At 68.0% G+C, this 26,640-nt stretch carries 24 protein-coding genes, 1 rRNA gene and 1 pseudogene; 8 read left to right on the forward strand and 18 right to left on the reverse strand.

Going from position 1 to position 26,640, the window contains the following annotated elements; translation table 11 throughout:
• Positions 1–89 precede the first annotated feature (89 nt).
• Complete coding sequence (locus AC07X5_RS08460) at positions 90–1,172, forward strand: AraC family transcriptional regulator (protein ID WP_494769761.1); 1,083 nt, start codon at positions 90–92, stop codon at positions 1,170–1,172.
• 69 nt (positions 1,173–1,241) lie between these two features.
• Positions 1,242–1,910 (forward strand): glutathione S-transferase family protein, encoded by a 669-nt coding sequence (locus AC07X5_RS08465; protein WP_409963590.1) that lies wholly within the window; start codon positions 1,242–1,244, stop codon positions 1,908–1,910.
• Between the two features lie 24 nt (positions 1,911–1,934).
• Here the strand turns inward: AC07X5_RS08465 and AC07X5_RS08470 are convergent, their stop codons facing one another.
• Positions 1,935–3,788, reverse strand: coding sequence for an alkyl/aryl-sulfatase (locus tag AC07X5_RS08470; protein ID WP_494769762.1), 1,854 nt, complete (start codon positions 3,786–3,788; stop codon positions 1,935–1,937).
• Between the two features lie 185 nt (positions 3,789–3,973).
• Complete coding sequence (locus tag AC07X5_RS08475) at positions 3,974–4,975, reverse strand: Bug family tripartite tricarboxylate transporter substrate binding protein (protein ID WP_494769763.1); 1,002 nt, start codon at positions 4,973–4,975, stop codon at positions 3,974–3,976.
• Between the two features lie 100 nt (positions 4,976–5,075).
• On the opposite strand from AC07X5_RS08475, the gene AC07X5_RS08480 reads away from it, so the two are divergent.
• Positions 5,076–5,999: a LysR family transcriptional regulator gene (locus AC07X5_RS08480; RefSeq protein ID WP_494769764.1), complete on the forward strand. Its 924-nt coding sequence runs from the start codon at positions 5,076–5,078 to the stop codon at positions 5,997–5,999.
• Positions 6,000–6,018: 19 nt separating this feature from the next.
• Here the strand turns inward: AC07X5_RS08480 and AC07X5_RS08485 are convergent, their stop codons facing one another.
• From AC07X5_RS08485 to AC07X5_RS08500, 4 genes and pseudogenes are all read right to left on the reverse strand, one after another.
• Positions 6,019–7,413: a patatin-like phospholipase family protein gene (locus tag AC07X5_RS08485; RefSeq protein WP_494769765.1), complete on the reverse strand. Its 1,395-nt coding sequence runs from the start codon at positions 7,411–7,413 to the stop codon at positions 6,019–6,021.
• 48 nt (positions 7,414–7,461) lie between these two features.
• Positions 7,462–8,118, reverse strand: a complete 657-nt coding sequence (locus AC07X5_RS08490; protein ID WP_409963588.1) for an HAD family hydrolase — start codon at positions 8,116–8,118, stop codon at positions 7,462–7,464.
• A gap of 35 nt (positions 8,119–8,153) precedes the next feature.
• Entirely contained in the window at positions 8,154–8,564 is a 411-nt protein-coding gene (locus tag AC07X5_RS08495; protein WP_494769766.1) for a YchJ family protein, read from the reverse strand.
• A gap of 13 nt (positions 8,565–8,577) precedes the next feature.
• Positions 8,578–9,377, reverse strand: a pseudogene (locus tag AC07X5_RS08500) (DUF4197 domain-containing protein).
• Positions 9,378–9,398: 21 nt separating this feature from the next.
• On the opposite strand from AC07X5_RS08500, the gene AC07X5_RS08505 reads away from it, so the two are divergent.
• Positions 9,399–9,878, forward strand: coding sequence for a DUF421 domain-containing protein (locus tag AC07X5_RS08505; RefSeq protein WP_409962191.1), 480 nt, complete (start codon positions 9,399–9,401; stop codon positions 9,876–9,878).
• A 10-nt stretch (positions 9,879–9,888) separates the two neighbouring features.
• Here AC07X5_RS08505 and AC07X5_RS08510 read toward each other — a convergent pair whose 3' ends face one another.
• Positions 9,889–11,028 (reverse strand): hypothetical protein, encoded by a 1,140-nt coding sequence (locus AC07X5_RS08510; RefSeq protein WP_494769767.1) that lies wholly within the window; start codon positions 11,026–11,028, stop codon positions 9,889–9,891.
• A gap of 305 nt (positions 11,029–11,333) precedes the next feature.
• Here AC07X5_RS08510 and AC07X5_RS08515 point away from each other — a divergent pair, with 305 nt between their 5' ends.
• The 3 genes from AC07X5_RS08515 to AC07X5_RS08525 are packed head-to-tail and all read left to right on the forward strand — an operon-like array spanning position 11,334 to position 15,617.
• Positions 11,334–12,002 carry a LuxR C-terminal-related transcriptional regulator gene (locus AC07X5_RS08515; RefSeq protein WP_409962188.1) on the forward strand — a complete coding sequence of 223 codons (669 nt, stop codon included), beginning with the start codon at positions 11,334–11,336 and terminating at the stop codon, positions 12,000–12,002.
• Complete coding sequence (locus AC07X5_RS08520; protein WP_494769768.1) at positions 12,002–13,831, forward strand: hybrid sensor histidine kinase/response regulator; 1,830 nt, start codon at positions 12,002–12,004, stop codon at positions 13,829–13,831. The genes AC07X5_RS08515 and AC07X5_RS08520 overlap by 1 nt, the downstream gene beginning before the upstream one ends.
• 19 nt (positions 13,832–13,850) lie before the next feature.
• Positions 13,851–15,617 (forward strand): ATP-binding protein, encoded by a 1,767-nt coding sequence (locus tag AC07X5_RS08525; RefSeq protein WP_494769769.1) that lies wholly within the window; start codon positions 13,851–13,853, stop codon positions 15,615–15,617.
• Between the two features lie 25 nt (positions 15,618–15,642).
• Here the strand turns inward: AC07X5_RS08525 and AC07X5_RS08530 are convergent, their stop codons facing one another.
• The 9 genes from AC07X5_RS08530 to AC07X5_RS08570 are packed head-to-tail and all read right to left on the reverse strand — an operon-like array spanning position 15,643 to position 24,543.
• Entirely contained in the window at positions 15,643–16,773 is a 1,131-nt protein-coding gene (locus tag AC07X5_RS08530) for an acyl-CoA dehydrogenase family protein (RefSeq protein WP_494769770.1), read from the reverse strand.
• A gap of 47 nt (positions 16,774–16,820) precedes the next feature.
• Positions 16,821–17,489: an SDR family oxidoreductase gene (locus AC07X5_RS08535; RefSeq protein WP_494769771.1), complete on the reverse strand. Its 669-nt coding sequence runs from the start codon at positions 17,487–17,489 to the stop codon at positions 16,821–16,823.
• A gap of 34 nt (positions 17,490–17,523) precedes the next feature.
• Entirely contained in the window at positions 17,524–18,564 is a 1,041-nt protein-coding gene (locus AC07X5_RS08540) for a DUF695 domain-containing protein (protein WP_494769772.1), read from the reverse strand.
• Between the two features lie 57 nt (positions 18,565–18,621).
• Positions 18,622–19,815, reverse strand: coding sequence for an acetyl-CoA C-acyltransferase (locus AC07X5_RS08545; protein ID WP_409962175.1), 1,194 nt, complete (start codon positions 19,813–19,815; stop codon positions 18,622–18,624).
• 43 nt (positions 19,816–19,858) lie between these two features.
• Positions 19,859–21,661: a bifunctional isocitrate dehydrogenase kinase/phosphatase gene (gene aceK / locus AC07X5_RS08550; RefSeq protein WP_494769773.1), complete on the reverse strand. Its 1,803-nt coding sequence runs from the start codon at positions 21,659–21,661 to the stop codon at positions 19,859–19,861.
• A gap of 28 nt (positions 21,662–21,689) precedes the next feature.
• Positions 21,690–22,349, reverse strand: coding sequence for a carbonate dehydratase (can, locus tag AC07X5_RS08555; RefSeq protein ID WP_494769774.1), 660 nt, complete (start codon positions 22,347–22,349; stop codon positions 21,690–21,692).
• A 44-nt stretch (positions 22,350–22,393) separates the two neighbouring features.
• Positions 22,394–23,584 (reverse strand): isovaleryl-CoA dehydrogenase, encoded by a 1,191-nt coding sequence (locus AC07X5_RS08560; protein ID WP_494769775.1) that lies wholly within the window; start codon positions 23,582–23,584, stop codon positions 22,394–22,396.
• A gap of 46 nt (positions 23,585–23,630) precedes the next feature.
• Positions 23,631–24,092: a PaaI family thioesterase gene (locus AC07X5_RS08565; protein ID WP_409954812.1), complete on the reverse strand. Its 462-nt coding sequence runs from the start codon at positions 24,090–24,092 to the stop codon at positions 23,631–23,633.
• A gap of 55 nt (positions 24,093–24,147) precedes the next feature.
• A complete protein-coding gene (locus tag AC07X5_RS08570) occupies positions 24,148–24,543 on the reverse strand; it encodes a MerR family transcriptional regulator (protein WP_184857113.1) in 396 nt (131 codons plus the stop codon).
• Between the two features lie 117 nt (positions 24,544–24,660).
• On the opposite strand from AC07X5_RS08570, the gene AC07X5_RS08575 reads away from it, so the two are divergent.
• On the forward strand, positions 24,661–25,743 hold the full coding sequence (locus AC07X5_RS08575) for an MBL fold metallo-hydrolase (protein WP_494769776.1): 1,083 nt from the start codon (positions 24,661–24,663) through the stop codon (positions 25,741–25,743).
• Positions 25,744–25,796: 53 nt separating this feature from the next.
• On the opposite strand, the gene AC07X5_RS08580 is transcribed toward AC07X5_RS08575, so the two are convergent.
• Both AC07X5_RS08580 and rrf read right to left on the reverse strand, forming a co-directional pair.
• Complete coding sequence (locus AC07X5_RS08580) at positions 25,797–26,237, reverse strand: YciI family protein (protein ID WP_409954814.1); 441 nt, start codon at positions 26,235–26,237, stop codon at positions 25,797–25,799.
• 177 nt (positions 26,238–26,414) lie between these two features.
• Positions 26,415–26,527: ribosomal RNA gene (gene rrf / locus AC07X5_RS08585) — 5S ribosomal RNA — on the reverse strand.
• Positions 26,528–26,640 lie beyond the last annotated feature (113 nt).

Below are 26,640 nucleotides of genomic sequence, written 5' to 3' on the forward strand. Positions count from 1 at the left end.
GGGACGGTATGCAAGCATAGGAGCCTGCCACGGCCCCTGCTTGACACAAAGGTTGCAAATCGTGCCACACCTCGGGCACACTGGCACCCGTGAAATCCCCCGCCTTTGCGGCCCCCGAGGGCCTGCCCGCCCCCAAAGCCGCGCCAGCCGCCACCCCCATCGCCTTCGTGCAGGCGATTGCACTCGCTTACAGGCGCCGCGGCATGAACCCCGCCTGGGCCCTGGCCCAGGCACAGATTGCGCCCGGCCTGCTGTTCGACGAGGGTGCCCGCATCACCGCCTGGCAGATGGAGGAGATCTCGGGCGCGGCCATGCGCGAGCTCGACGACGAGGCCCTGGGCTGGTTCGGCCGGCGCCTGCCCTGGGGCAGCTACGGCATGCTGGCGCGCGCCTCCATCAGCTCGCCCGACCTGGGGGTGGCGCTCAAGCGCTGGTGCCGCCACCATGGCCTGCTGGCCGACGACATCACGCTGCACCTCACCCAGGCCGACAGCACGGCCACGCTGGCCATTGTGGAGAACCGCGACCTGGGTTCCTTGCGCGAGTTCTGCCTGGTCTCGGTGCTTCGCAATGCCCTGGGCCTGGGTTGCTGGATGGTGGATTCGCGCGTGCCGCTGCTGGCGGCCGAGTTCGCCTTTGCCGCGCCGCCGCATGCCGAAGCCTACGGCGTGCTGTTCCCCGGGGGATCGGTGCGCTTCAACGCCCCGCAGACGGCCATCCACTTCGACGCGCGCTACCTCAGCCTGCCCCTGCGGCGCGACGAGGCCGCGCTGCGCCAGATGCTGCAGCACGCGCTGCCGCTCACGGTGCTGCAGTACCGGCGCGACCGGCTGCTCGTGGCGCGCGTGCGCCAGTTGCTCGGCGCGCCCCTGCCGGGCCACCCGGGCCAGGCGCTGGCCGCTCACAGCGCCGAATCGCTGGCCCACCTGCTGCACGTGTCGCCGCGCACCCTGCACCGCCAGCTCAAGGAGGAAGGGGCCACCCTGCAGGGCCTCAAGGACGAGGTGCGCCAGGCCCGTGCCATGGAGCTGCTGCACCGCAGCGACCGCCCCATCAAGCAGGTGGCCGAGGCGGCCGGCTTCGTCAACGAGAAAAGCTTCATCCGCGCCTTCAAGGGATGGACCGGGCATTCCCCCGCCGAATACCGCCGCCTGGCGCGCACGGCGGCATGATCTGCAACCGCTATGGCGGCATGGGAAACACCCACCCCATGCCACAGCACTACACTGGCCCCGATGCCGATGATCCACCTGTACCACTGCGTCAGCGCGCGCTCCTTCCGCCCCCTGTGGATGCTCGAAGAGCTGCAACTGCCGTACTCGCTGCACATGCTGCCCTTTCCGCCGCGGATGAAGGCGCGCAGCTTCCTCGAACTGAACCCGCTGGGCACGGTGCCCCTGTTCCTGCAGGGCGCCGTGCGCATGACCGAATCGGCCGCCATCTGCCAGTACCTGGCCGCCGCCCACCCCGATGCCGGGCTGGACGTGCGCGCCGTGGACCCGGCCTACGGCGCCTACCTCAACTGGCTGCACCTGGGCGAGGCCACGCTGACCTTCCCCCAGACCCTGGTGCTGCGCTACAGCCGCTTCGAGCCCCGGGAACGCCAGCAGCCCCAGGTGGTGGAGGACTACCGCCGCTGGTTCCTGGCCCGCCTGCGCGCGGTGGAAGCCGCCCTGGCCCATGGCGAGCATCTGTGCGCGGGCCGCTTCACCGCGGCCGACGTGTCGGTGGGCTATGCGCTGCTGCTGGCCGAGCACCTGGGCCTGTCGCCCGAATTCGGCGAGCGCACGCTGATGTACTGGCACCGGCTGCAGCAGCGCCCGGGCTACCAGCGCGCCATGGCGGCGCAGACCGAGGCCGCCGAGGAGCAGGACGTGCCGACCACGCCCGCGCCCGACACCCGGCCCTGATTCTGCGGCCTGCAACCCAGGCGCTCAGGGCTCAACGACGTTGAACATGGGTGTGAACTCCTCCAGCATCGCAAGGAAGGCATGGACCCGTGGCACGTCGCCGGTCACGCCAACACGGCCCTCTGCGATCCCGGCAGTCAAAGCTGCTGCCACGCCATCCCCATGGGCCAACAGGCGCGCCAGCTCTTCATGGCTGACCGCGATGGCGGCATCCAAGGCCATGTCGGCATCATCAGCACGCCGGTAGGTCAGCGCCGCATTGCCCAGGCTCAGCAACCAGTGCTCGCCGGTGTCGGTGACCCGCCAGCCCAGGCGCAGCACCTGGCCGCTGGCGCGTTCGGCCACCAGGCGCACGGCCAGGCAGTCGAGGAACATCTCCATGGGCACGGCCTTGATCAGGTCATAGCCCAGGCTGCGCCGGGGGCCGGTGCGCACGCCGTTGCGCAGCTCGCGTGCCGCCAGCAGATAGGCATTGCGCCAGGTGGCGGACTCGCTGGCAAAGCCCAGTTGTTCCAGCGCCGCGGCACACAGGGCGCGGGCGCCCTGGTGGGTCGGGTCGGCAAACACCAGGTGGGCCGTGACCTCGGCCACCCAGCGGTGCTCGCCGCGCTCGAAATCCTCCTGGGCACGTGCCATCAGCGCCTGGGCGCCGCCCATGTATTCCACATAGCGCGTGCCGGCATCGACCGGCGGCAGCGCATGCAGGCGCGCCGGGTTGCCGTCGTACCAGCCCAGGTAGTGCTGGACCACGGCCTTGACGTTGTGCACCAGCGTGCCGTAGTAGCCCTGAGCGTGCGTGACGCCAGCCAGCTCAGCCGGCAGGCGCAGCACCTCGGCGATCTCCACGGCGGTCTGGCCCTGGTTCATGAGGCGCACGGTCTGGTCGTGGGTGTACTTGTACAGGTCGCGCTGCTCTGCGATGAAGCGGCTCAGTTCCGCCTGGCCCCAGGTGGGCCAGTTGTGCTGGGCGAACACCACGTCGGCATGCGGCGCGAACTCGTGCAGCGCTTCGTCCAGGTAGCGCGACCACAGGCGCGCATCGCGCACCTGGGCGCCGCGCAGGGGGCAGAGGTTGTGCATGCTCTGCTGGCCAATCTCGGCCAGGTTGAGCGCCCGCAGCCCGGGAAAGAAGAAGAACATCTCCGAGGGCGCCTCGCTCTCGGGCGCCAGGGCGAAAACGATCTCGACGCCGTCGATCACGTGGCGCTCGCGGTCCTTCTCGATGGTCATCGTGGGCGGTATCAGCGTCACCGTGCCGTGCGGCAGGCTCTTGCCCAGCCCACAATCGACCTGGCCGCAGACGCCGCGCGGCAGCGTATGGCCAAACTGGAACTGCGAGCGCCGCGACATGGCGTTGCCGGCCACCATGTTCTCGGCCACGGTGTGCCAGACGAAGCCTGCCGGCGCGATGATGGGCACGCGCCGGCGGATCGCATCCTGCTCGTCGATCACGCCGCGCACGCCGCCGAAATGGTCCACATGGCTGTGGCTGTAGACCACCGCCGTCACGGGCCGCTCGCCGCGGTGCGCGCGGTAGAGCCTGAGCGCCGCTTCGGCCGTCTCGGCGCACGTCAGCGGGTCGATGATGACCACGCCCTTATCGCCCTCGATCAGCGTCATGTTGGCCAGGTCGAAGCCACGCACCTGGTAGATGCGCTCCGTGACCTGGAACAGGCCATGCGCCAGGTTGCGCCGCGCATGGGCCCACAGGCCCGGGTGAACGCTGGGTGCGGGCTCGGCATCGTCCAGGAACTCGTAGCCCGCCAGGGTCCAGACGACGCGGCCCGTGGCATCGCGCACCTCGGCGTTGGGCCAGGTGGCGATGAAGCCCCGCGTCACGGGGTCGGGCGAAAGGGGGACAGGGTTGTTGGTAGTCATGTTGCAATACTTGTCTTCAGTGATCCATTGCACTGCGCTCTACCCGCGACGCATGAAACTGGCGCGGCCAAAGCCAGTGCCCCCGTGCAAGGGCCGCCCCGCCGCACCGGGGGCGTCCCCCTCCCGACTCGCGCAGCGAGCCGAGAGAGGGGGAAGGCGCGAAGCGACTCAGGGGGTGCTTCACTTCAATCCAATTGCGCCCCTGAAGTGCGCACCAGGCGCTCCCAGACCGGCAGGTCGGCTGCATAGCTCTGGCGGAACTGCTCGGCCGTGCTGCCCACGGGCAGCATGCCCAGCTGGGCGAAGCGCTTGCCCACTTCGGGCGTGGTCACAGCCTGCTGCACGGCCTGCTGCAGGCGCGCCACCACCGCGGGCGGTGTGGCCTGCGGCACGGCCAGGCCCAGCCAGCCGACCACGCGGTACTCGGGGTCGGCGAAGCCGGCCTCGGCGAAGGTGGGCACGGCCGGCAGCATGGGAAGGCGCTGGCTGCCCGTGACGGCCAGCGCCCGCAGCTTGCCCGCATCCATGTAGGGCTTGGCGGAGATGGCACTGCCGATGGTGAAGCTCAGTTGGCCGCCCACCAGGTCCTGCAGCATCGGGGCTTCCCCCTTGTAGGCAATGTGGGCGATGGGCGCCTTCCAGCTCGATGCCATGTGCGCGCAGGCCAGGTGCGGGTACGAGCCGGCGCCCCACGAGCCGCAGTTGCCGCCGTCGCTCCTGGCGCGCAGGGTTCGCTGCAGGTCGGCGAGGTTCTGGGCCGGCGAGCTGGCGGGCACCAGCAGCAACAGCGGCGAGGTGGCGACCAGCGAGACCAGGCCCAGGTCCTTGCGCGGGTCATAAGGCAGCCTGGCGTAGAGAAACGGGTTGGTCAGCAGCGAGTGGGTCAGGCCGACCAGCACGGTGTGGCCATCGGGTGCGGCCTTGGCCACGGCGCTGGTGCCCATGATGCCGCTGGCGCCGGGCTTGTTGTCCACGACCACCGGCTGGCCCAGCAGCCGCGCCATCTGCTCCGCCACCGAGCGGGCGACCACGTCGGTGCCGCCACCCGCCGGGTAGGGCACAACCAGGGTCACTGCCTTGTGGGGGAAATCCGGTGCCTGCGCCAGGGCGGCAGGCACAAGCAGGGCCATGCAGGCGGCCAACGGCCCCGCCAAGGTCCAGGGGAGCGGAAAGGGATGGATTGCCATGGCTTGTCTCCTTTTTTGTGGGGAATACAGGCCATTCTGAGCAGGATGCAAATGAATATCCAATGCAAAATAGGTGGTCTCTTTTTAAACAAAACGCAAAATGCAACTGCGCCAGCTGCGCCACTTGATCGCCCTGGCCGAACAAGGCAGCTTCGGGCGAGCGGCCGAGGCGGTGCACCTGTCCCAGCCGGCGCTCTCGCGCAGCATCGACAACCTGGAAGAGGTTTTGCAGGCCCGGCTGGTGGACCGGGCCTATGGCCAGGTGCGCTTCACCACGGCCGGCGAACTGGTGCTGGCGCGCGCCAAGGCGCTGATGGCCGATGCCGACCAGATCCCGCGCGACCTGCAGTTGCTGCAGGGCCTGGCGGTGGGCCAGCTGAGCGTGGGCCTGGGTCCGTTTGCGGCGGGCATGCTGGGCCGCCCCGTGCTGGCGCGCATGGCCCAGCGCTATCCCCAACTGTCGATACGCATCGAAGTCGCCGACCCGAATGCGCTGGCCGAGCGCCTGCACCGCCGGCAACTCGACCTGTTCATCGCCGACACCCGCGACCTGCAGCAGCAGCCCGGGCTGCAACGCAAGCGCCTGCCCAACATTCCCGTATCGTTCTTCGTGCGTGCCGGGCATCCGCTGCTGGCCCTGCAGCCCGTGGCGCTGGATCAGGCGATGGACTACCCCGTCGCCGGCCCGAACCTGCCCAGCGGTGTGGCGGCACACTTCGACGCGCAGGTGCAGCGCCGGGACCGCTCGTTCTTCAGTGTCATCTGCGACGACCTGGGCACGCTGCAGCACCTGGCCCTGACCGCGAATGCAGTCATCCTCGCGCCGGACCATGCGGGCTTCCACCACGCAACCGAGCTGCTCGAACGCCTGCCGATCCGCAAGCAAGCGCCCATGCAGACGCACTACAGCATCGTCTGGCTCACACACCGCACCCTGTCGCCGGCGGCACTGGCCTTCACCGGGCTGGTGCGCGCGATGATGGAGCCGGACCACCCTGGCACCGGGGCGGAGCCGCGGCCCTGATCCCGCAGCCGCGAACCGGCTATTGCGGCGGCGCGGGGGGTGCGCGGTACACCGGCAGCGACTTCACCAGCGCCCGGAACTCGGGCGAGTGTCGCAGCACGCTGCCGCCGGCCTCGATCAGGTCCGTCACCTCGTGCTGTTCGATGGAGAACGCCGTGGGGATCTGCAACAGGCGCGGGCGCGCCACGTCGTCGGGCGAATCGCGCAGATTGACCGGTACCACATGGATCTCTGCATTGGGCGCGAACACGTCGCCGCCGCTGTGCGGGTGCTCGGCCAGGGTCTTGCGCCATTGCTCGGTGATGTCGCGCAGGTATTCCTGCGTCTCGCGCGTGGCGCGCGCGCCGGTGCCGAACAGCAGCGAATCCACCACCTGCAGCATGTCGGGCACCTTGTCGCTGGTGTCGATGTTGAACGATGGGTCGCGCTCGGCATTCACCGTGATCAGCACCAGCTTGCGGATGCTGCCCGGGGGAATGCCCACCTCGCTGAAGCTCTCGCGCAGGCCGCCGCCGGCCAGCGCCCGATCCAGCAGGCGCTGCACCCCCAGATTGTCAGACAATCCACCATCCACCAGGTGGATATAGGGCTTGCGCTTCGCATCCAGGTAGCTCTGCTCGTTGACCCGGTACAGCCGCGAGCGGTAGTCGCTGGCGGTGGCGCGTGCCAGGTGGGTGCTTGCGGGGCGCCCGGTGCACTGGTCCGCATGGTTCTTGAGCGTCATGGGGCTGAGCAGCAGCGGCACGGCCGAGGACGCAGCCACCGCAAAGGACAGCGGCACCGAGCGCAGGTCCGAGCAGATCAGCGCGAACTGCTCCCAGGTGAACTCGAAGCCTGTGCCCAGCGACATGTCGGTCGCGGTGATGAACAGCTGCGGGTGGCGCGGGCGCTTTTCCACGTCGCCAAAGGTCTTGCCGGCATAGAGCTCATCGAGCCGGCGCGCCAGCAGGTGGGTGCGACCGAACCAGGGCGAGGTCAGGTCCACCAGATTGCCAGGGCGCAGGGCCTGGGTGATGAGGCTGTTCTGGAAGTTCTGGCGCAGGAATTCGTGCTCGAAGCGCGGCAAGCCCTCGATTCCATGCGCCGCGTAATAGGCCGCCACGATGCTGCCGCCCGAGACACCGCTGACCACGTCGGTGGCATCGAGCAAGGTGGTGCGCCGGCCATTCCACTCGAACACCGTGTTCTGCATCTCGGTGAGCACGCCAAAGCCGAAGGCCGCCGCCCGCGCGCCCCCGCCCGAAAGCGTGACCGCCACGAGGATGCTCGGATCGCGCTGCGAGGGCCGCTGTGTGATCGCCTGCTCGGCCAGCGGCATGGGTTCGTTGATCCAGGGCCGCACAGACGAGCACCCGGCCAGCGCCACGGCCAGCGCCAAGCCCATCCAACGCACCGCCGTTTGCAGTGTGGCCACAGCTTTCCCTCCCGGCGCGAACATGCGCTCTGCGCGGGAGTGTAAGGCTCAGCAGCCCAGCAGGGCCGGCAGCTCGGCCATGCTGCGGAACACCTGGGATGCACCGGCCGCCCGCAGGGCCTCTTCGCCCACGCCCAGGGGGTCGTAAGCGAACACCGTGGCGCCCGCGGCGGCACCGGCCGTCACGCCGATGGTGGTGTCTTCCACCACCGCGCAGCGCAGGGGATCGGCCTGCAGCGCCGCGGCGGCGGCCAGGTACACGTCGGGTGCGGGCTTGGTGTGGGGCACCTCGTGGCCGCTGAAGATGCGGCCCTCAAAGTACGGCATGAGCCCCACCTTGACCAGTTGCATCTCCACCTTGAAGCGGTCGGCCCCCGAAGCACAGGCGATGCGCCCGCCATGGTGGGCGTGCACGCGCTCGATGGTCGGGTGGATGTGCTCGATGGCGACCAGGTGCTGATCCAGCTCGGCATTGCGCCGGGCGTAGAAGCTGGCCATCCATTCGTCGGTCAGGGGCTTGCCGGTCTCGGCCTCGATGCGGGCCGTGGCGCTGCGCACCGTGCGGCCGATGAAGTAGGCCATGCATTCGTCGTGCGTGATGGCCCAGCCCGCTTCGTTGAGCATGGTGCGCAGCACGCCGTTGGTGATGTGCTCGCTGTCGACGAGCACGCCGTCGCAGTCGAACAGGATGGCTTCAAAGGTCATGGGTCAAGGTTCGCAAGATGGAAAGGAAAAAATGCTCATTGCTGGTCGCCGTCGACATAGAACCAGCGCCCGTCTTCGCGCACGAAGCGGCTGGTCTCGTGCAGACGCACGGACTTTCCGCCCACGCGGTAGCGCGCGACGAACTCGACCTCGGCCGTGTCCTCGCCCGTGCTGCGCTGGCTGCGCACCGAAAGGCCCAGCCAGCGCGTGGCGGGGTCGAAGTCGAGATCGGCAGGCCGCGTGCGCGGGTGCCAGGTGGCCTGCAGGTAGTCGGCCCGCTCGCGCACGAAGGCGCTGTAGCGCGAGCGCATGAGGTGTTGCGCATCGGGCGCGGGCGTGGTGTCGAAGTGCTCCACAAAACGACCACAGCAGTCGGCGTAGGCCAGGGGCTTCTGGCGCGCGTTGAGCTGGCCGCAAGGGCAGGCAATGGTGTCGGAAGATGCCACGGGCAAATCCTCTTCAGCGGATTGCGCCGAAGACCTTCTTGGCCAGGGCACTGCCCGCAGCGGCCGGGTTCTGGCGGATCGCCCGCTCTTCCTCGCCGATCATGAGGTACAGCCCATCGAGCGTGCGCCCGGTGACGTACTGCGCAAGGTGCGCGTCCTCGGCCTTGAGCAAGCCGAAGCTGGCCGCCTTGCCCGCGAACGCGTTGTACTTCTGCGTCACGCCGACCTTCTCCGTGGCCTGGTTCACCACGGGCAGGAAGCGTTCGCCCAGGGGGCCCGCGTCTTCTCCGCGAAGAAGGCCGTCACCGAGGTGTCGCCACCCGTCAGGATGCTGCGGGCGTCGGTCACGGTCATGTTCTGCACGGCCTGCACCAGCAGGTCCTTGCCCAGCGGCACGGCAGCCTCGGCGGCGCGGTTGATGGAGGTGACAAGCTCGTCGATGCGCCGGCCCTGGCCTAGCGACTTCAGCAGCTTGGCGGCGTCGTCGAGCTGGCCGGGCAGGCCGATGCGCACCCGGGGGTTGCCCAGAAAGCCGTCGGGCCGGCCGAGCGAGGCGACGGCCGCCTGCACCCCCTGGGACAGGGCGGCCTTGAGCCCGCCCGAGGTGTCGGCGGCCGACAGGTCGGCCAGCGTCAGGGCATGGGCACGGTTGGCAACGGCCAGCAGCAAGGCGCCCAGCGCGCCCGCGCTGGTATGGTGGTGGAATTCGCGACGCAGCATGGCGAGGTACTTCTTTCTCTGGTCAAACGCAAGGAACCGCAGGGCCTGATTTTCGCCGACGCGCGCGCACCGTAGACTGGCACCCATGGACATCCATGTCCGAGGAGTTGAACCATGTGGGAAATGAGCGTGCCGTGGTGGGAATTCGTGCTGCGGGGGGTGGTGGTCTATGTCTTCCTGCTGGTGTTCCTGCGCCTCACGGGCAAACGCCAGACGGGGCAGTACGCGCCCTTCGACCTGATCCTGCTGCTGATTCTGTCGAACGCCGTGCAGAACTCGATGAATGCGGGCGACAACTCGCTCATCGGCGGGCTCATCTCGGCGACCACGCTGATCGCCTGCCACGTGGTGCTGGCCCACCTGACCTACCGCACCCCCTGGCTGGAGCGGCTGATCGACGGCACCCCGCGCGTGCTGGTGGAGCACGGCCAGGTGCGCGCCGACCTGATGCGCAAGGAACTGCTGTCCACCGACGATCTGGAGGCCGCGCTGCGCGCCGGCGGCTGCCTGCACCTGCACGAGGTGGAGCGCGCCACCATCGAGACCAACGGCCAGATCACCGTGGTGCTGCGCAAGCGCGACAGCGCGGGTTGAAGGGCCCCGGTCAGTACGGCGTGTAGCACTTGCCGCCTGCGATGGCGGCGGTGACCGCTGGCTCCAGGCTGGCGAGCGTGGGATAGGCCGCTTGCGTTGCGCCCTCCAGGATGCACAAGCGTGCCTCCTTGCGCACCCACACGTCCTTGCGCTCCTGGTAGGGCAGCAGCAGATCCGAGGTGCCCCAGTGCGCCGCGAACTGCGCCGAGCCTTCGGTCCGCTCGACCTTGAATGTCCGGACCGTGATCTTGGAACTCGAGTTGTACCGGCCCTCGCCAGGACATGCCTCGCTGGGGTAATACACCCACCCATTGTTGTAGTTGAGAGATCCCGCGGTGGCCTCACCGAACTGCAGGACCACGCGGCTGGAAGGGCCCAGCAGGCCAGGTGGCTGGCAGGCTTCCTGCACCCACAAGCCCCGCGGCAAGGCGCCAGGTACCGTGCAACGCACGCTGAGCGTATCCACGAGCGTGTACGGCATGGTGCCGACCCCGTTGCGCACGGCACATTGCTGTGCGGCCGGCGCGCCCTTCACGGTCACCGTGTAATCGGCCCCGCCGGGCAAGGGGGTCGTGAAGGTGAAGCGTCCGTCCGCAGGAATCACCAGGTCCTCTCCCGCACTGGTGTGCAATACCAGCGAAGACCCCGTGGCCAACCCGCTCACCGTGCCGCCCAGCGTGTACATCGCAACGGGCAGCGTCTCGCAGGCGATGGCGACATCGGTCACCGCGGCGGTCAGGGTGCCCGAACCTTTCGCCACCGTGCACAGCTGTCCGGCGGGCTGGGTCTTGATGGCCACGTCATAGCGGCTGCCTGCGGGCCAACTGGCGGCCATCACGAAACTGCCGTTGGCGCCCACCGTGAAGTCGTCCAGGCCCTGGTTCTGCAGCACCAGCGTCAGGCCCGCAGCCAGCCCCGTCACCGTGCCGCCGACGGTCCAGCGCACCTCTGCGGGCGGGTTTGTAGGCGTGGTAGGCGTGGTAGGCGTAGTAGGTGTGGTGGTTTCATTGCCCGTTGCCGGGCTGTCGCCCCCACCGCCACAAGCGCTGAGCACGCTCACCACCGCGGCGATCAGCAAGCGCTTTGCGGCATGGTGCGGCCTGCGGGCGGTAAGCCCTTCACAGCGCAGCGCGCCAGGGATATTCAGCATGGGAAGCTCCTCTCGAAATGGCAGGCACTCCGGACATGCAATCGCATCCTGTGGGGCCCACCTGGTTGGTGTAACGCGAGTGTCCGGCGGGCATGCGCCCACTGCCGGTGACCCGGGTCACCACCAACGGCTGGAGACCCGCGAAGGACGTATCAGGATGTAGCGGATGCGTCTCGGCGGCCGAAGTCCTCGCGGCCCTGGACTGGCGCACCCCCTACTTCGGTAGGGTTTGCGCGGCGGCCCGCCTGCGCAACACTTGGCAGAATCGACCCGCGCCGCGCGCCGGCCCCTCTTCTCTCCACCGAATGCACACCACGCCCCCCTACGCACTCATCCTCGACGACCACCCCCTGGTCGCGCGCGGCGTGGCGGAATTCCTGCGCTCGCTGCGTCCCGACCTGGAAGTGCGGCTGGCCACCGATGCGGCCGACTGCCTGCAGCAGGTGGTGCTGCATGGAGCCCCCGCGCTCGCCCTCATCGATTTCTGGCTGGCGGAGGGAGCGGCGCTCGGCCTCATCGCGCAATTGCGGGCACGCTGCCCGGACACGCCCATCGTGGTCATGAGCGGCGACGACGATCCGCTGGTCAGCGAGCGCGCCCGCGCAGGTGGCGCACACGGCTTCCTGCACAAACAGGAAAGCCCCAACACCTTTGCCCAGGCCGTGCATGCGCTGCTGGGCGGCCTGACCTGGTTCGTGCCGACCGGGCGCGTGCAGTCCGGCGGCCTGCGCAGCCGCGAGCTGCCCGTGACCCCGGCCGAGCTGGGCCTGTCCGCGCGACAGGGCGAGATCCTGGCCCTGGTGCTGCTCGGCCAGCCCAACAAGCGCATCGCGCTGGACCTGGCCCTGTCGGAGAGCACCGTGAAGGAGCATGTCACCGCCATCCTGCAGCGCCTGGGTGCACGCAACCGCATCGAGGCCATCACCCAGCTGCGCGGGCGCAGGCTGGTGCTGGCGGCGGGGCCCGCAGGCTGATGGCCTCGCCTCCAGCAGCGCCACCGGCCGACGGGTCCGACGACGCCCCTATCAGCATGGAGGGGCAGGCGCGCCTGCTGGAGATGACTTTTCGCCTCCTGCTCACCAGCATCTTCGTGCTGCCGCTGCTGGCATTGACGCTCACACTGTTCTACGCACAGGCCCATGACGCGCGGTGGATGTGGGCGTGGTGCTGCTTTTACGTCCTCTTCGCCGGGGTGATGTTCGTGCAGCGCCGCATGCACCTGCGCGACCGCAGGCGCCTGGATGCGGATGCCCTGGTACGCAAGTGGAAACCCCGGCTCGAGCACTTTGCGCTGCTGCACGGCGCGGGCATCACCGCGCCCATGGCCATCGTGGCTGGCCATGCGAGTTACGACTTCGCCTTGCTGCTGCTGGTGACCAACGCCGCCATCATCGTCGGCAATGCCACGCTCCAGACGCCCGTGCTCAGCGTGTTCATGCGCTTGTTCATGGCGGGCTGGAATGCATCGCTGCCCCTCCTGATCTGGTTGTTTCCGGACCATTGGCATTTCGTCCTGCCGCTGGCGCTGCTGCACAGCCTGATCATCTACCGCCACGCACACACGACGCACCGCTTCTTCGTGCAGCAGATCCGGCTGGAAGAGCGCGGCGCACAGATGGCGGCGCGCTACCTGGCGGCCCGTGATGAAGCCCAGGCGGCCCTGGAAGAAAAGAACCGCTTCTTGAGCACCGCCGCGCACGACCTGCGCCAACCCGTGCACGCCATGGGCCTGCTGGCCGAGGCCATTGCGCGCCGCAACCGCGACAGCGGCCTGGATGCGCCCCTGGCCGACCTGCAGCGCAGCGTGCACTCGGTCAACCGCATGTTCAACGCGCTGCTGGACCTCTCGCGCATCGAAAGCGGCCATGTGGCCGTGCAGGCCGGGCCAGTGGCCATGGATGCCCTCTTCGGCGACGTGCTCACGCTGTTCCGCGAGGAGGCGCGCACGCGCGGGCTGCAGTTGCGCGTGCGCCCCCCGGGCCCCGCGGCCGCCGTGCTGGCCGATGCCGACCTGCTGCGCCAGTCGGTCGTGAACCTGGTGCACAACGCACTGCGCTACACCGTGCACGGCGGCGTGCTGCTCACCGCGCGCCGGCGCCGTGGCGGCTGGCAAATCGAGGTCTGGGACACCGGGGTGGGCGTGGCCCTGGAGGACCAGCCGCGCATCTATGCCCCGTTCTACCGCCCGCAGCACGCCTGGGACATCGACAACAACGGCCATGGCCTGGGCCTGGCCGTGGTGGCGCGCTGCGCCAAGCTCATGGGGGCCGACTATGGACTGGCATCGCGCCTGGGCCGGGGCTCGCGCTTCTGGCTGCACCTGCCCGCGGCCACCCCGGTCACGCGCCACCCCTCCCTGACCGCGCGCCCCAGCAGCGTGGCATGGGAGGCGGGCGAAAGCACCGGCCGCCCCGACCTGGGCCCGCTGTCGGGCACCTGCCTGGTCATCGACGACGACCCGCAGGTGGCGAGCGCCTGGGCCGCGCTGCTGCAGGCCTGGGGCATCACCGCCCGCTGCGCCAGTTGCGCCAGCGAGGCCTGGGCGCTGGTGGGCGCGGGCTTCACCCCGCAGGCCATCCTGTGCGACCAGCGCCTGCGCTCGGGCGAGAGCGGCTTCGACATCCTGCGCGCGCTGATGGCACACTGCCCCGACGCCTACGGCGCCATGGTCAGCGGCGAACTGCGCTCGCCCGAGCTGCTGGAAGCCGAAGGCGAGGGCTACCTGGTGCTGCCCAAGCCGCTCGACGTGGTCAAGCTGCATGCCGTGCTGGCCCAGTGGCTGGCGCCCCAACACGCCCACTGACCGGACGCACGCATTGCACATGGACAGGCCAGCGCCCGCCCCCGATACCCCCATACCCAGCGACGCGGGCCAACTGCGCCTGCTGAGCGCCGCCTTCGCGCGCCTGCGCCTGAGCATGGCGGCCATGCCCGCCATGGGCTTCCTGTTCGGCGGGCTGCTGGCCTGGCTCGGTGGCGACCCCCGGGGCTTCTTCATCGGGGGCGCGCTGTACCTGCCAGCCCTGTGGTATGCATGGCACCTGCTGCGCCGCTACCGGCGCGAGCAGCTCGAACACCCGCCCGCCGATCTGCTTGCCACCTGGCAGCCCCGGGTGCAGCGGCTGGCACTGGCCCATGGCGTGGCGCTGGCATCGGCCGTGGCATTGTCCATGGGCAGTGCCAGCTATGACTTCATGCTGCTGGTGTATGCCGCCCTGATGGGCACGGTAGCCGTCCTCGCCGCCCAGATGTCGGCCTCATGGGCAGTCTACCGCGCCTTCTTCTTCGGCATGGGCGGCAGCCTCGTGCTGATGCCCTGGGCTTTCAAGAGCCACTGGTACTTCACCCTGCCCATCGCCCTGGTGATGATGGTGGTGATCTACCGCAGCGCCATCCACTCGCACCGCTTCTTCGTGCGCCAGGTGGCGCTCGAAGAGCACAGCCGGGACCTGGCCGAGCGCTACCGCCAGGCCAGCAGCGCGGCCGAGATGGCGCTGGCGGAGAAGAACCGCTTCCTGAGCACCGCCGCGCACGACCTGCGCCAGCCCGTGCACGCCATGGGCCTGCTGGCCGAGGCCATCGCCCTGCACGGCAAGGACATCCCGCGGCTGGAGGGGCTGCTCACGCAGTGGCGGCTGAGCATGCGCTCGGTGAGCCACATGTTCGATGCCCTGCTGGACCTGTCGCGCATCGAGTCGGGCGCCGTGGAGCTGCGGCCCGCCGCGCTGTCGCTGCACGGGCTGTTCGACGACATCCACACCCAGTTCGCCGCCGAGGCGGGCGCGCGCCGCCTGGCCCTGCGGCTGCACCGGCCGCCGGCCCACGCCACCGTGCTGGCCGACCCGGCGCTGGCCCGGCAGTCGCTGGCCAACCTGGTGCACAACGCACTGCGCTACACACCGCACGGCGGCGTGCTGGTGGGTGCACGGCGGCGCGGCGGGCACTGGCGCATCGAGGTCTGGGATACGGGGGTCGGGGTCGCCCTGGAAGAGCAGGGCCAGATCTACCAGGCCTTCTACCGCCCCCACCATGCATGGCAGCTGCACCGCAGCGGCCACGGCCTGGGGCTGGCCGTGGTGGCACGCTGCGTGGCGCTGATGGGTGCCCGGCAGGGCCTCCAGTCCCGGCTCGGCAGGGGCTCGTGCTTCTGGGTCGAGCTGCCCGCCGCCGAAGCGCCCCCCTTGGCGCAGTGGGCACCACTGGACGCACAGGGGCAGCACGGCCCGCTGCCGGGGCGCTGCCTGGTGCTCGACGACGACCCGCATGTGCTGGGCGCCTGGGCGGCCCTGCTCGGCACCTGGGAGGTGGAAGTCCGCCTGGCCTCCAATGCGGCCGAGGCCTTTGCCCACATCGAAGCCGGGTTCACGCCGCAGGCCATCCTGTGCGACCAGCGGCTGCGCTCGGGCGAAAGCGGCTTCGAGGTGCTGCTGGCGCTGCTGGAGCGCTGCCCCGACGCCCACGGCGCCATGGTCAGCGGCGAATTCGACGCCCCCGAACTGCAGGAGGCCGACGCCCAAGGCTACCTGGTGCTGCGCAAGCCGGTCGACGCCGACACGCTGCACGCCCTGCTCGCGCAGTGGCTGCGGTAGCCGGGCGCCTGAGCGCCCTGGCCCCTCAGGCCAAAGCTCTTTGGATGATGATCTTCTGCACGTCGCTCGTGCCTTCGTAGATCTGGCACACGCGCACGTCGCGGTAGATGCGCTCCACCGGGAAGTCGTTGACCACGCCGTAGCCGCCCAGGGTCTGGATGGCGGCGCTGCACACGCGCTCGGCCATCTCGCTGGCGAACAGCTTGGCCATGGCCGCTTCCTTGAGGCAGGGGCGCCCGGCGTCGCGCAGCGCGGCCGCATGCCAGATGAGCTGGCGCGCGGCCTCGATCTGCGTCGCGCAGTCGGCCAGGCGAAAGCCCACCGCCTGGTGGTTGAAGATGGCGGTGCCGAAGCTTTCGCGCTCCTTGGAGTAGGCCAGCGCCACCTCGAAGGCGCTGCGCGCCATGCCCACGCTCTGCGCGGCGATGCCGATGCGCCCGCCTTCGAGCGCGCCCAGGGCGATCTTGTAGCCCTCGCCCTCGGCGCCGATCAGGTTCTCGGCCGGAATGCGGCAGTTGTCAAAATTGATCTGCGCCGTGTCGCTGCTGTGCTGGCCCAGCTTGTCTTCGAGCCGTGCCACCACGTAGCCGGGGTTGTCGGTGGGCACGAGGAAGGCACTCATGCCCTTCTTGCCCGCGCCCTTGTCGGTCACGGCGATGACGATGGCCACGTTGCCGTTCTTGCCGCTGGTGATGAACTGCTTGACGCCGTTGATCACGTATCCGTCGCCCTCGCGCACGGCCGTGGTGCGCAGTGCCGATGCGTCCGAGCCCACATGCGGCTCGGTCAGGCAGAAGGCGCCCAGCATGCGGCCCTGGGCCAGGGGCGTGAGCCAGTCCTTCTTCTGCTGCGCGTTGCCATAGCGCATGAGGATGGCGTTGACGGGGCAGTTGGTCACGCTGATGGCGGTGCTGGTACCGCCGTCTCCGGCAGCGATCTCTTCGAGCACCAGGGCGAGCGTGAGGTAGTCGAGGTTGGCGCCGCCAAACTCCTCGGGCACGCAGATGCCATAGGCGCCCAGCGCGGCCAGGCCCTGGTGCGCCTCTTGGGGGAAATGGTGCTCCTTGTCCCAGCGCGCGGCGTGGGGCCACAGCTCGGCCTGCGCGAAGTCGCGCACCGCGTCGCGGATCATTTCCTGGTCTTGGGTCAGCAGCATGGGCTTGTCTCCGGAATCTCTTGGGGGTTCGTTGTTGAAAGAAGGGGCTACCAGTGCGCCGCGCGCCTGCCGTCGTGGTGCAGCAAGCGTCCCTTGTCGGCCGCGGTCACGCCCGCCAGGGTGGCGCGCATGCCCTGCACGCTCTCCTGCACCGAAAGGGGCGCTTCGCCGCCGCCCATGTCGGTCTGCACCCAGCCGGGGTCGATGGTGATCAGGATGGCGCCCGGATAGTCGTGCTGTGCCGCAGCCACGGCCATGTTGAGGGCGGCCTTGCTGGTGCGGTACAGCCAGGATTCGCTGTCGTCCACGCTGCCGATCTGGGACATGGAACTGGACACGAAAGCGAACACGCCACCGGCATCGGTCACCATGGGCGCCACCTGCGGCAGGGCCTGCATGGCACCCAGCACATTGGTATGCATCACGGCGTCGAAGTCCTGCTGCGTGGGCGGCGTGAGGGCATTGGGCCGGCGGATCACACCGGCCACGTACAGGGCCAGGTCGATCTTCTCGCCGTCGAGCAGCCAGGCCAGGCCGCTCACGCTGGCGGGATTGGCCACGTCCACGGTGAGCACCTGCGCGCCCAGCGCCTGCAGGCGCGCGCGCCCGTCGTCGTCGCGCGCGGTCGCGATCACCCGCTCGCCCGCGTCCGTGTACTGGCGCACCAGCTCCAGGCCGATGCCGCGCGATGCGCCGATGATGAGGATGGTGGCCATGAAAAGGAGATCCGTGTGTGGTGTCGACAAGCCGTCAGTGGACGGCGAACTCAAAGTAGCCCGACCAGGCGGGATCGAAGGTGGAGGAAATTTCGAGCGAAGCCGCGGCCTCCCGCAACAACAGCGGCGCCAGCACCTGGCGGGCCATGGGCTCGTCGCCCACGTAATACACCGCCTTGCGGCGCCCGGCCCGGGTCATGGTGTAGGCCAGAATGCCCAGCTGCGGCAGCTCCAGCAGGGTGGCGGCCTGGTCCTGCAGGTCGCGCACGGTGTCCAGCTCGTCGCCATCGTTCACGGCCAGGTCCAGCGTGAGCGCATACGCCAGGTCGGCCCGCATGGCGACCGGGTTGGCACTGCGGTTGATCATCACGATGGCCTCGTCCCCAGGCTCACCCGCATCGCCATCGGCGCCGCCAAAGGCCAGCGTCATGCCGTCCCAGTCGTGCTCGCCGGTCGGGAACTCGCCGGTGCGCCCCAACACCCCGGTCCAGTAGCGGTCGAACACGGGCGGCAGCAGCGACAGGGGCGTCCACTCGGCACCGGGGTCCATGGATTCCTCCACGAAGTCCACGGCGCCGACCTTCACGGCAAAGTCGTATTCGCCCAGCACATGGTCGATCATGATGAAGGCCATATTGCGCGCGTGGTCCTGAAAATCCTGGGGGATCTCGCGGGCGAACCGGATCTCCAGCGCCGCCTGCCCGTCGTCCTGGCCCAGCGCGATCAACACCTCGGAGGTGGACAGCTCGAAGCCGTCCATGCCAATGGGAAAGTCCGGCTGCTCTGTGCGCTCGCGAAATGCGCTCACCCGGTGGTGCCGCAGCTGCTTGGGCGCGGCCGCCACCACCTGCATGAGCAGGGGGAAGCACTCGATGCTGCCGTGGGCGGTGACGATCAGGTCGACCACCACATCCCCATCGCCGCCGGACATCTCCAGCGCCAGGCCTTCCAGGTGCCGCTCCAGCAGGGCATTGCCCTCCTCCACCCGTTCGCGCAGCGGCAGGGCGTGCAAGGCAGACTCGGTGTCGGCGAACTCGCGCCAGAAGGCGGTGACGGCGGCAGGGGTGGCGTGCATGGCGGCAGGCTCCGGTGCGGAGGATGGTGGTGGCAAGGCCGCTATTGTTGGCCGGAATCAGGCCAATTCGATGGCCATGGCCGTAGCTTCGCCGCCACCGATGCACAGCGTGGCCAGGCCCTTGGTCAGGCCGCGGGCTTGCAAGGCATGGATCAGCGTGACCAGGATGCGCGCACCGCTGGCGCCGATGGGGTGGCCCAGGGCACAGGCGCCGCCGTTCACGTTGACCTTGTCGTGCGGCAGGTCGAGCTCCTTCATCAGGGCCATGGGCACCACGGCGAAGGCCTCGTTGATCTCCCACAGCTGCACGTCGCCCACGGCCCAGCCGGCCTTGGCCAGCGCCTTCTGCGTGGCGCCCAGCGGCGCGGTGGCGAACCATTCGGGCTCCTGCGCGTGCGTGGCGTGGCTCACCACGCGGGCAATCGGCTTGGCTCCCAGCTTCTTCGCGGTGGATTCGCGCATCATCACCAGAGCGGCGGCGCCATCGTTGATGCTGGAGCTCGATGCGGCGGTGATGGTTCCGTCCTTCTTGAAGGCAGGCTTCAGGGTGGCGATCTTTTCGAGCTTGACCTTGCCCGGGCCTTCGTCCACCGACACCACGGTCTCGCCCGTGCGGGTCTTGACGGTGACGGGCACGATCTCGGCCGCGAAGGCACCCGACTCGGTGGCGGCCTTGGCGCGCTGCACGCTGGCGGTGGCAAACGCGTCCTGCTGCTCGCGCGTGAACTGGTACTTGGCCGCGCAGTCCTCGCCGAAGGTGCCCATGGAGCGGCCGGGTTCGTAGGCGTCTTCCAGGCCGTCGAGCATCATGTGGTCGAAGATGCGGTCATGGCCCAGGCGGTAGCCGCCGCGGCCCTTCTGCAGCAGGTAGGGGGCATTGGTCATGCTCTCCATGCCGCCGGCCACCATGACCTCGTGCGTGCCGGCCAGCAGCATGTCGTGCGCCATCATCGCGGCCTTCATGCCCGAGCCGCACATCTTGGACAGGGTGACCGCGCCCGCGCCCTTGGGCAGGCCGCCCTTGAAGGCCGCCTGGCGCGCCGGGGCCTGGCCCTGGCCGGCCATCAGGCAGTTGCCGAACAGCACTTCGCCCACGGCATCGGGCTGCACGCCGGCACGCTCCAGCGCGGCCTTGATCGCGGCGCCGCCCAGGTCATGGGCAGCCAGGCTGGAGAAGTCGCCCTGCAGCGAGCCCATGGGGGTGCGTGCGGCGCCGACGATGACGATGGGGTCTTGGGCTTGGTTGCTCATGGCAATGTCTCCTGCAGTGGGTTGGATAGGGGTAGAAGGGAAATCAATCGCGCGGCCGTGCGAGGAAGCGCCGGTCCGTGTCATAGGGGAACACGTCGTACACATGGCCGGCCTGGATGCGCTCCTTGTGCGACTGCCAGAAGGCGGCGTCGAGCAGGTCGGCGTGGTGCTGCATGAACACGGCGCGCACGGCGTCGTTGCCCAGCAGGAAGGGGGCGAAGGTCTCGGGGAAGACATCGCGCGGGCCCACGGGGTACCAGACCTCGCCGCTCATCTCTTCTTCCTCGGTGCGCGGCGCAGGCACGCGGCGGAAGTGGCAGTCGGTCAGGTACTCGATCTCGTCGTAGTCATAGAACACGACCTTGCCGTTGCGCGTCACGCCGAAGTTCTTCCACAGCATGTCGCCCGGGAAGATGTTGGCGGCCACCAGGTCCTTGATGGCATTGCCGTATTCGATCACGCTGTGCTCCATCTGCTGGCGCGCACGGGGGTCCGACAGGCCGGTGTCGAAGGCCTCCTGCAGGTAGATGTTGAGCGGGATCATGCGCCGCTCGATGTACAGGTGCTTGATGATCACCTCGGTCTGGCCATCGCCGTCGCGGTCGCTGATCTCCAGCTGACTGGGCGCGAACTTCTGGATCTCGGCGATCAGCTCGTCACTGAAGCGGTCGCGCGGGAAGGCCACTTCGCTGTATTCCAGCGTATCGGCCATGCGGCCCACGCGGTCGTGCTGCTTGACCAGCAGGTACTTGGCCTTGATCTGCTCGCGCGTGGTCTCCTTCTGGTGCGGGAAGTAGTCCTTGATGAGCTTGAACACGAAGGGGAAGGACGGCAGGTCGAACACCAGCATCACCATGCCCTTGATGCCGGGCGCGATGCGGAAGCGGTCGCTTGAATGCCTGAGGTGGTAGAGGAAGTCGCGGTAGAACAGCGTCTTGCCCTGCTTGGCCAGGCCCAGGGCGTTGTAGATCTCGGCGCGCGGCTTGCGCGGCATGAGGCTGCGCAGGAATTGCACGTAGGCGCTCGGGATCTCCATGTCCACCATGAAATAGGCGCGCGCGAAGCTGAACAGCATCTGCAGGTCGTCCTCGCCGAACAGCGCCGCGTCGATGGTGAGCTTGCCCGCCTCATCGTGCAGGATGGGCAGGGCGAACGGCACTTCGTGGAAGCCGTTGATGATCTTGCCCACCACGTAGGCGCCCTTGTTGCGAAAGAACAGGCTGGCCAGCACCTGGATCTGGAAGTTGGTGCGCAGGCGCACCTTGTCCAGCCGGCCCTGCATGGCGCGCAGCACGTACCCCGTGTCGCGCGGCAGGTCCGCAAAGCTGCCCTGCAGCTGGAAGTTGTCGATGATGCGGGTGAGCGTGGCCTGCAGGGTCTCGGGCGTTGGGTAGTAGGCGCGGTAGGTGGGCCGCGCGGCAGGCTCCTCGTTCTCGATGTACTCGGTGCTGACGGCCGGACGCACGAAGATGAAATCGTTGTGGAAGTGCGTGCGGTGCAGGATCTTGCAGGTCACCGAGTTGAAGAAGGTCTCGGCCAGCTCGGGCTGGTGGTGGTTCACCAGGAGGCCGATGTAATGCAGCTTGACCTGGTGCCACACGTCCATGGGCTGGGTGCCCGCGTCGTACTCTTTCTCCAGGCGGCGCACGCATTCCTTGACGCGCAGGTCATAGAACTCGATGCGCTCGCGCTGGGCACGCTGCTGGCCGTGCCAGTCCGCCGTCTCGAAACGGTGCTTGGCGCGCGCGGACTCGGTGCGGAACAGGCGGTAATGGCGGTTGAAGCCGTCCATCATCGCCTTGGCGATGTCGTACGCCTGGGGAGCATCGAGCCGTTGCGGGAACATGCGCTGGCTATCCTGCAGGACTGCGGGCTCAGCCCCGCCGGGTTTCCGCCACGCCGGCGATGGCGGCCTTGTACAGCGACTCCAGGCCCTCGGTGCTGTCCACCGACATGTTCAGGTCGTTGATCAGGCCGTCCTTGAGGCCGTAGCACCAGCCGTGCAGCGTGACCTTCTGGCCGCGGCCCCAGGCGTCGAGCATCACCGTGGTCTGGGCAACGTTGACCACCTGCTCGATGGCGTTGAGTTCGCACAGCACGTCGTGGCGCCATTCAGGGGCGATGGAGGCGATCAGCTCGCGGTGGCGGTCGCGCACGTCCGCCACGTGGCGGATCCAGTTGTCGGCCAGGCCCACGCGCATGCCCTCCAGCGCGGCCAGCACGCCGCCGCAGCCGTAGTGGCCCACGACCATCAGGTGCTCGACATGCAGCTGGTCCACTGCATACTGCACGGTGGACAGGCAGTTCAGGTCGGTGGGCACCACCACGTTGGCCACGTTGCGATGCACGAACACCTCGCCCGGCTCCAGCCCGGTGATCTGGTTGGCCGGCACACGGCTGTCGGAGCAGCCGATCCACATGTACTTGGGCTTTTGCTGCGCCAGCAGGCCGGTGAAGAAGCCGGGGCGCTCGCGCTCCATCTGGGCCGCCCAGGCGCGGTTGTGGACAAACAGGTCTTCGATGGATGCGGGCATGGGGTCTCTCTGGCTTTTTGAAAGGTCAATCGGCCTGCCGGATTTCAGCAGGTCTCGGCAAACAGCTCCCGGCCGATCAGCATGCGGCGGATCTCGCTCGTGCCGGCGCCGATCTCGTACAGCTTGGCATCGCGCCACAGACGACCCAGGGGGTATTCATTGATGTAGCCGTTGCCGCCGAAGATCTGCACGCCCTCGCCCGCCATCCAGGTGGCCTTCTCGGCACACCAGAGGATGACGCTGGCGCAGTCCTTGCGGACCTGGCGCACATGGTCGGTTCCCAGCATGTCGAGGTTCTTGGCCACCGTGTAGGCAAACGAGCGCCCCGCCTGGAGCACGGTGTACATGTCGGCCACCTTGCCCTGGATGAGCTGGAATTCGCCAATGCTCTGGCCGAACTGCTTGCGGTCGTGAATGTAAGGGATCACGTTGTCCATCACCGACTGCATGATCCCCAGAGGTCCACCGGTCAATACCGCGCGCTCGTAGTCCAGGCCGCTCATGAGCACCTTGGCGCCCTGGTTGAGGCCGCCCAGCACCTGCGAAGCCGGCACTTCGACGTTGTTGAACACCAGCTCGCCCGTGTGGCTGCCGCGCATGCCCAGCTTGTCGAGCTTTTGCGCGATGCTGAAGCCGGGCATGCCCTTCTCGATAAGGAAGGCAGTCACTCCGCGCGCGCCCATTTCGGGCTCGGTCTTGGCGTACACCACCAGGGTGTCGGCGTCGGGGCCGTTGGTGATCCACATCTTGTTGCCGTTGAGCAGGTAGTAGCCGCCCTTGTCCTCGGCCTTGAGCTTCATGCTGATCACGTCCGAGCCGGCACCGGGCTCGCTCATGGCCAGCGCGCCCACATGCTCGCCGCTGATCAGCTTGGGCAGGTACTTGGCCTTCTGCGCCTCGTTGCCGTTGCGGTTGATCTGGTTCACGCACAGGTTGCTGTGCGCGCCGTAGGACAGGCCCACCGAGGCGCTGGCGCGCGAGATCTCCTCCATGGCCACCATGTGTGCCAGGTAGCCCATGGCGGCGCCGCCGTACTGCTCGGGCACGGTGATGCCCAGCACGCCCAACTCACCCATCTTGCGCCACAGGTCCATGGGGAACTGGTCATTGCGGTCGATCTCGGCCGCATGCGGCGCGATCTCGGCCTGGGCGAAATCGCGCACGGCGTCGCGCAGGGCGTCGATGTCTTCGCCCAGTTGGAAATTCAGGCCGGGCAGGTTCGCGGGAATGCTCATGGTTGTCTCCTGGTAGGACGTGGTGTGGTTTCGGGGTACGAAGGTGTCAATTGCGAATGTTTTCGCGGCCGGTCACGGCCATCAGCGTGCAGCCCATGGTGGCCACCAGCTTCTCACCTTGGGAGCCCACGGCGTAGGCGCGCCCCTCGGTCACGGTGATGGTGCGGCCGGGCTTGAGCACCCGGCCTTCCATGCGAAAGCGCTCGCCCTGGGCCGGGGCCAACAGGTTGATCTTGAATTCGATGGTGAGCACGGCGGCGTCTTCGGCCATCAGGGTGAAGCCGGCGTAGCCGCAGGCCGAATCGAGCGCCGTGGCCACCATGCCGGCGTGCAGGAAGCCGTGCTGCTGTGTGAGGCCCGCTGCCCAGTCGAGTTCGATGTCCACCGCGCCGGGCTCGACGCGCGCCAGGCGGGCACCCAGCGTCTGCATGGCGCCCTGCAGGGCAAAGCTGTCACGCACGCGCTCCGCGTAGCGCGGGGTTCTCACCTCGAAAGCTGGGCTGGTCACGGCAGATTCCTGAAAGGATGAACGAATTGACGTTTACGTAAACGTCAATTATGGATCATTTTTGCGATTCCACCTTGTCGAGCAGTGCGCGGGCCTCCTGCTCGTGCTCTTCCACCTCTTCGAGGTTGGCCTGCAGGTCGGCCAGTTGCTCCTCCAGCTGCTTGCGGTGGGCGCCCAGGACTTCCAGGAACTTGCGCAGCTGCGCGCCCGTGTCGCGCGGGCTGTCGTAGAGGTCGATGATCTCCTTGGCCTCGGTCAGCGACAGGCCCAGGCGCTTGGCGCGCAGGGTCAGCCGCAGCCGGGTGCGGTCGCGCGCGCTGTAGATGCGGTTGCGGCCCGCCGGGCCGGTGCGCTCGGGCTGCAGCAGGCCCATGTCTTCGTAGAAGCGCATGGCGCGCGTCGTGAGGTCGAACTCTTTGGCGAGGTCGCTGATGGTGTAGGAGGTGGCCATGGGCTTCGTGCAGGAAGACGGGTTTCGCACTGGCGACAGCCGCTTTGCGATCCGTCCCTACAATGCAATGAATCTGACGTTTACGTTAACGTCAATGCTAACCCAAGCAGGCCCTGCATGAACCCCCTCGAACACCAAATCACCTACCCCATGGGCGACACCCTTCCAACGCCCGGGGTGGCGATGGACGTGGTCCCCGGGGTGCGCTGGATCCGCATGGGCCTGCCGTTCGCGCTGGACCACATCAACCTGTGGCTGCTGCGCGACCGGCAGAGGGTGGGCAACACCCTGGTGGAAGGCTGGACGGTGGTGGACTGCTGCATCGACAACCCGCTCACGCGCGCGCAGTGGGAGGACGTGTTCGCCTCCAGCCTGGACGGCCTGCCCATCCTGCGCGTGGTCGTCACGCACATGCATCCCGACCACATCGGCCTGGCCCACTGGCTGTGCGCGCGCTGGAATGCACGGTTGTGGATCAGTGCCACCGACTACTACGCGGCCCGCGCAGCCATCCAGAGCGACGGGTTCAGCGGTGAGGCCAGCGCCGATTTCTACCTGGCCCACGGTGCGCGCAATGAAGAGTTCATTGCCCATGTGCAGGGCCGGGGCTCGTACTACCAATCCATGGTGCCCGAGCTGCCCGCCACCTACCGGCGCATGATGGACGGCGATGCCATCGAGATCGGCGGGCGCACCTGGAACTGCATCAGCGGCTATGGCCACGCCCCGGAGCACATCGCACTGCATTGCCCCGAGCTGTCGGTGCTCATCAGCGGTGACATGGTGCTGCCGCGCATCTCCACCAATGTGAGCGTGCATGCGGCCGAGCCCGAGGCAGACCCGCTGCGCCTGTTCCTCGCCTCGATCAAGCGCTACCTGGACCTGCCGGCTGGCACGTTGATCCTGCCCTCGCACGGCAAACCCTTCACCGGCCTGCACGTGCGCATTGCGCAGCTGCAGGCCCACCACCAGGAACGGCTGCAGGAAATCGTGGACGCCAGCCTCGAAAAGCCCCTGTCGGCCATGGATGTGCTGCCCGTGATGTTCAAGCGCCCCCTGGATCCGCACCAGATGACCTTCGCCCTGGGCGAGGCGCTGGCCCATTTGCACCTGCTATGGTTCGATGGCGGCTTCGAGCGCACACTCGACGACCAGGGCGTCTACCGCTTCGGCCCCAGGCCGCAGCCCGCGCCCAACTGAAGGCTTTTGCGGCCAACGGTCGGCTTCATGGCGACAATGGGCCGCACTTAAATTCAGGCGTCCTGCTGGCGCAGCTGCTCTTCCACCCGCGTGCGCAGCTGTTCTTCCTGCGCCTGCAGCTCGGGCGTCAATTCGGCGCCGAAGTCCTCGGCCTCGAAAATCTGGCGGATCTCGATCTCGGACTCGCCCAGCATCGGGTTGGGGCAACGCTTGACCCAGTCGATCGCCTCCTGCAGCGAGGCACATTTCCAGATCCAGAAGCCGGCAATCAGCTCCTTGGTTTCCGCGAATGGGCCATCGACCACCTGGCGGTCCCTGCCCGAAAAGCGCACGCGGGCGCCTTTGGAACTGGGGTGCAGGCCTTCGCCGGCCTGCATCACGCCGGCATTCACCAGTTCTTCATTGAAGCGGCCCATTGCGGCCAGCATGTCTTCCTGGGGCATCACGCCCGCTTCGCTGTTGGCATCGGCCTTGACCAGAATCATGAATCGCATGAGGGATCTCCTTGTGTCGTTGTACAGAGCAAAGGCTCTGTATACACGACGAGGCAGGGAATGCGAATTCGACAGCGGCAACGAAATATTTCTCGTGCTGCCCTGCCAGGCCCTGTCGTAGCCGCAAAGCAAACGCCCCCGATACCAAATGGTACCGGGGGCGGTTGGGCTGTAAGAGCCTGACGATGACCTACTTTCACACGGGAACCCGCACTATCATCGGCGCAAAGTCGTTTCACTGTCCTGTTCGGGATGGGAAGGAGTGGTACCAACTTGCTATGGTCATCAGGCATAACTTGGTGTCGGGCTGACGTTGGTCAGCCTAACGAATTCATAGAGATCTCAATCAGATTTTTGTGTCTTTTTGACTGCGTCTAACTTGGCATAACAATCTTCGAAGCTT

The organism is Acidovorax sp. GW458-11-26-14-TSB4 (genome assembly GCF_059423865.1).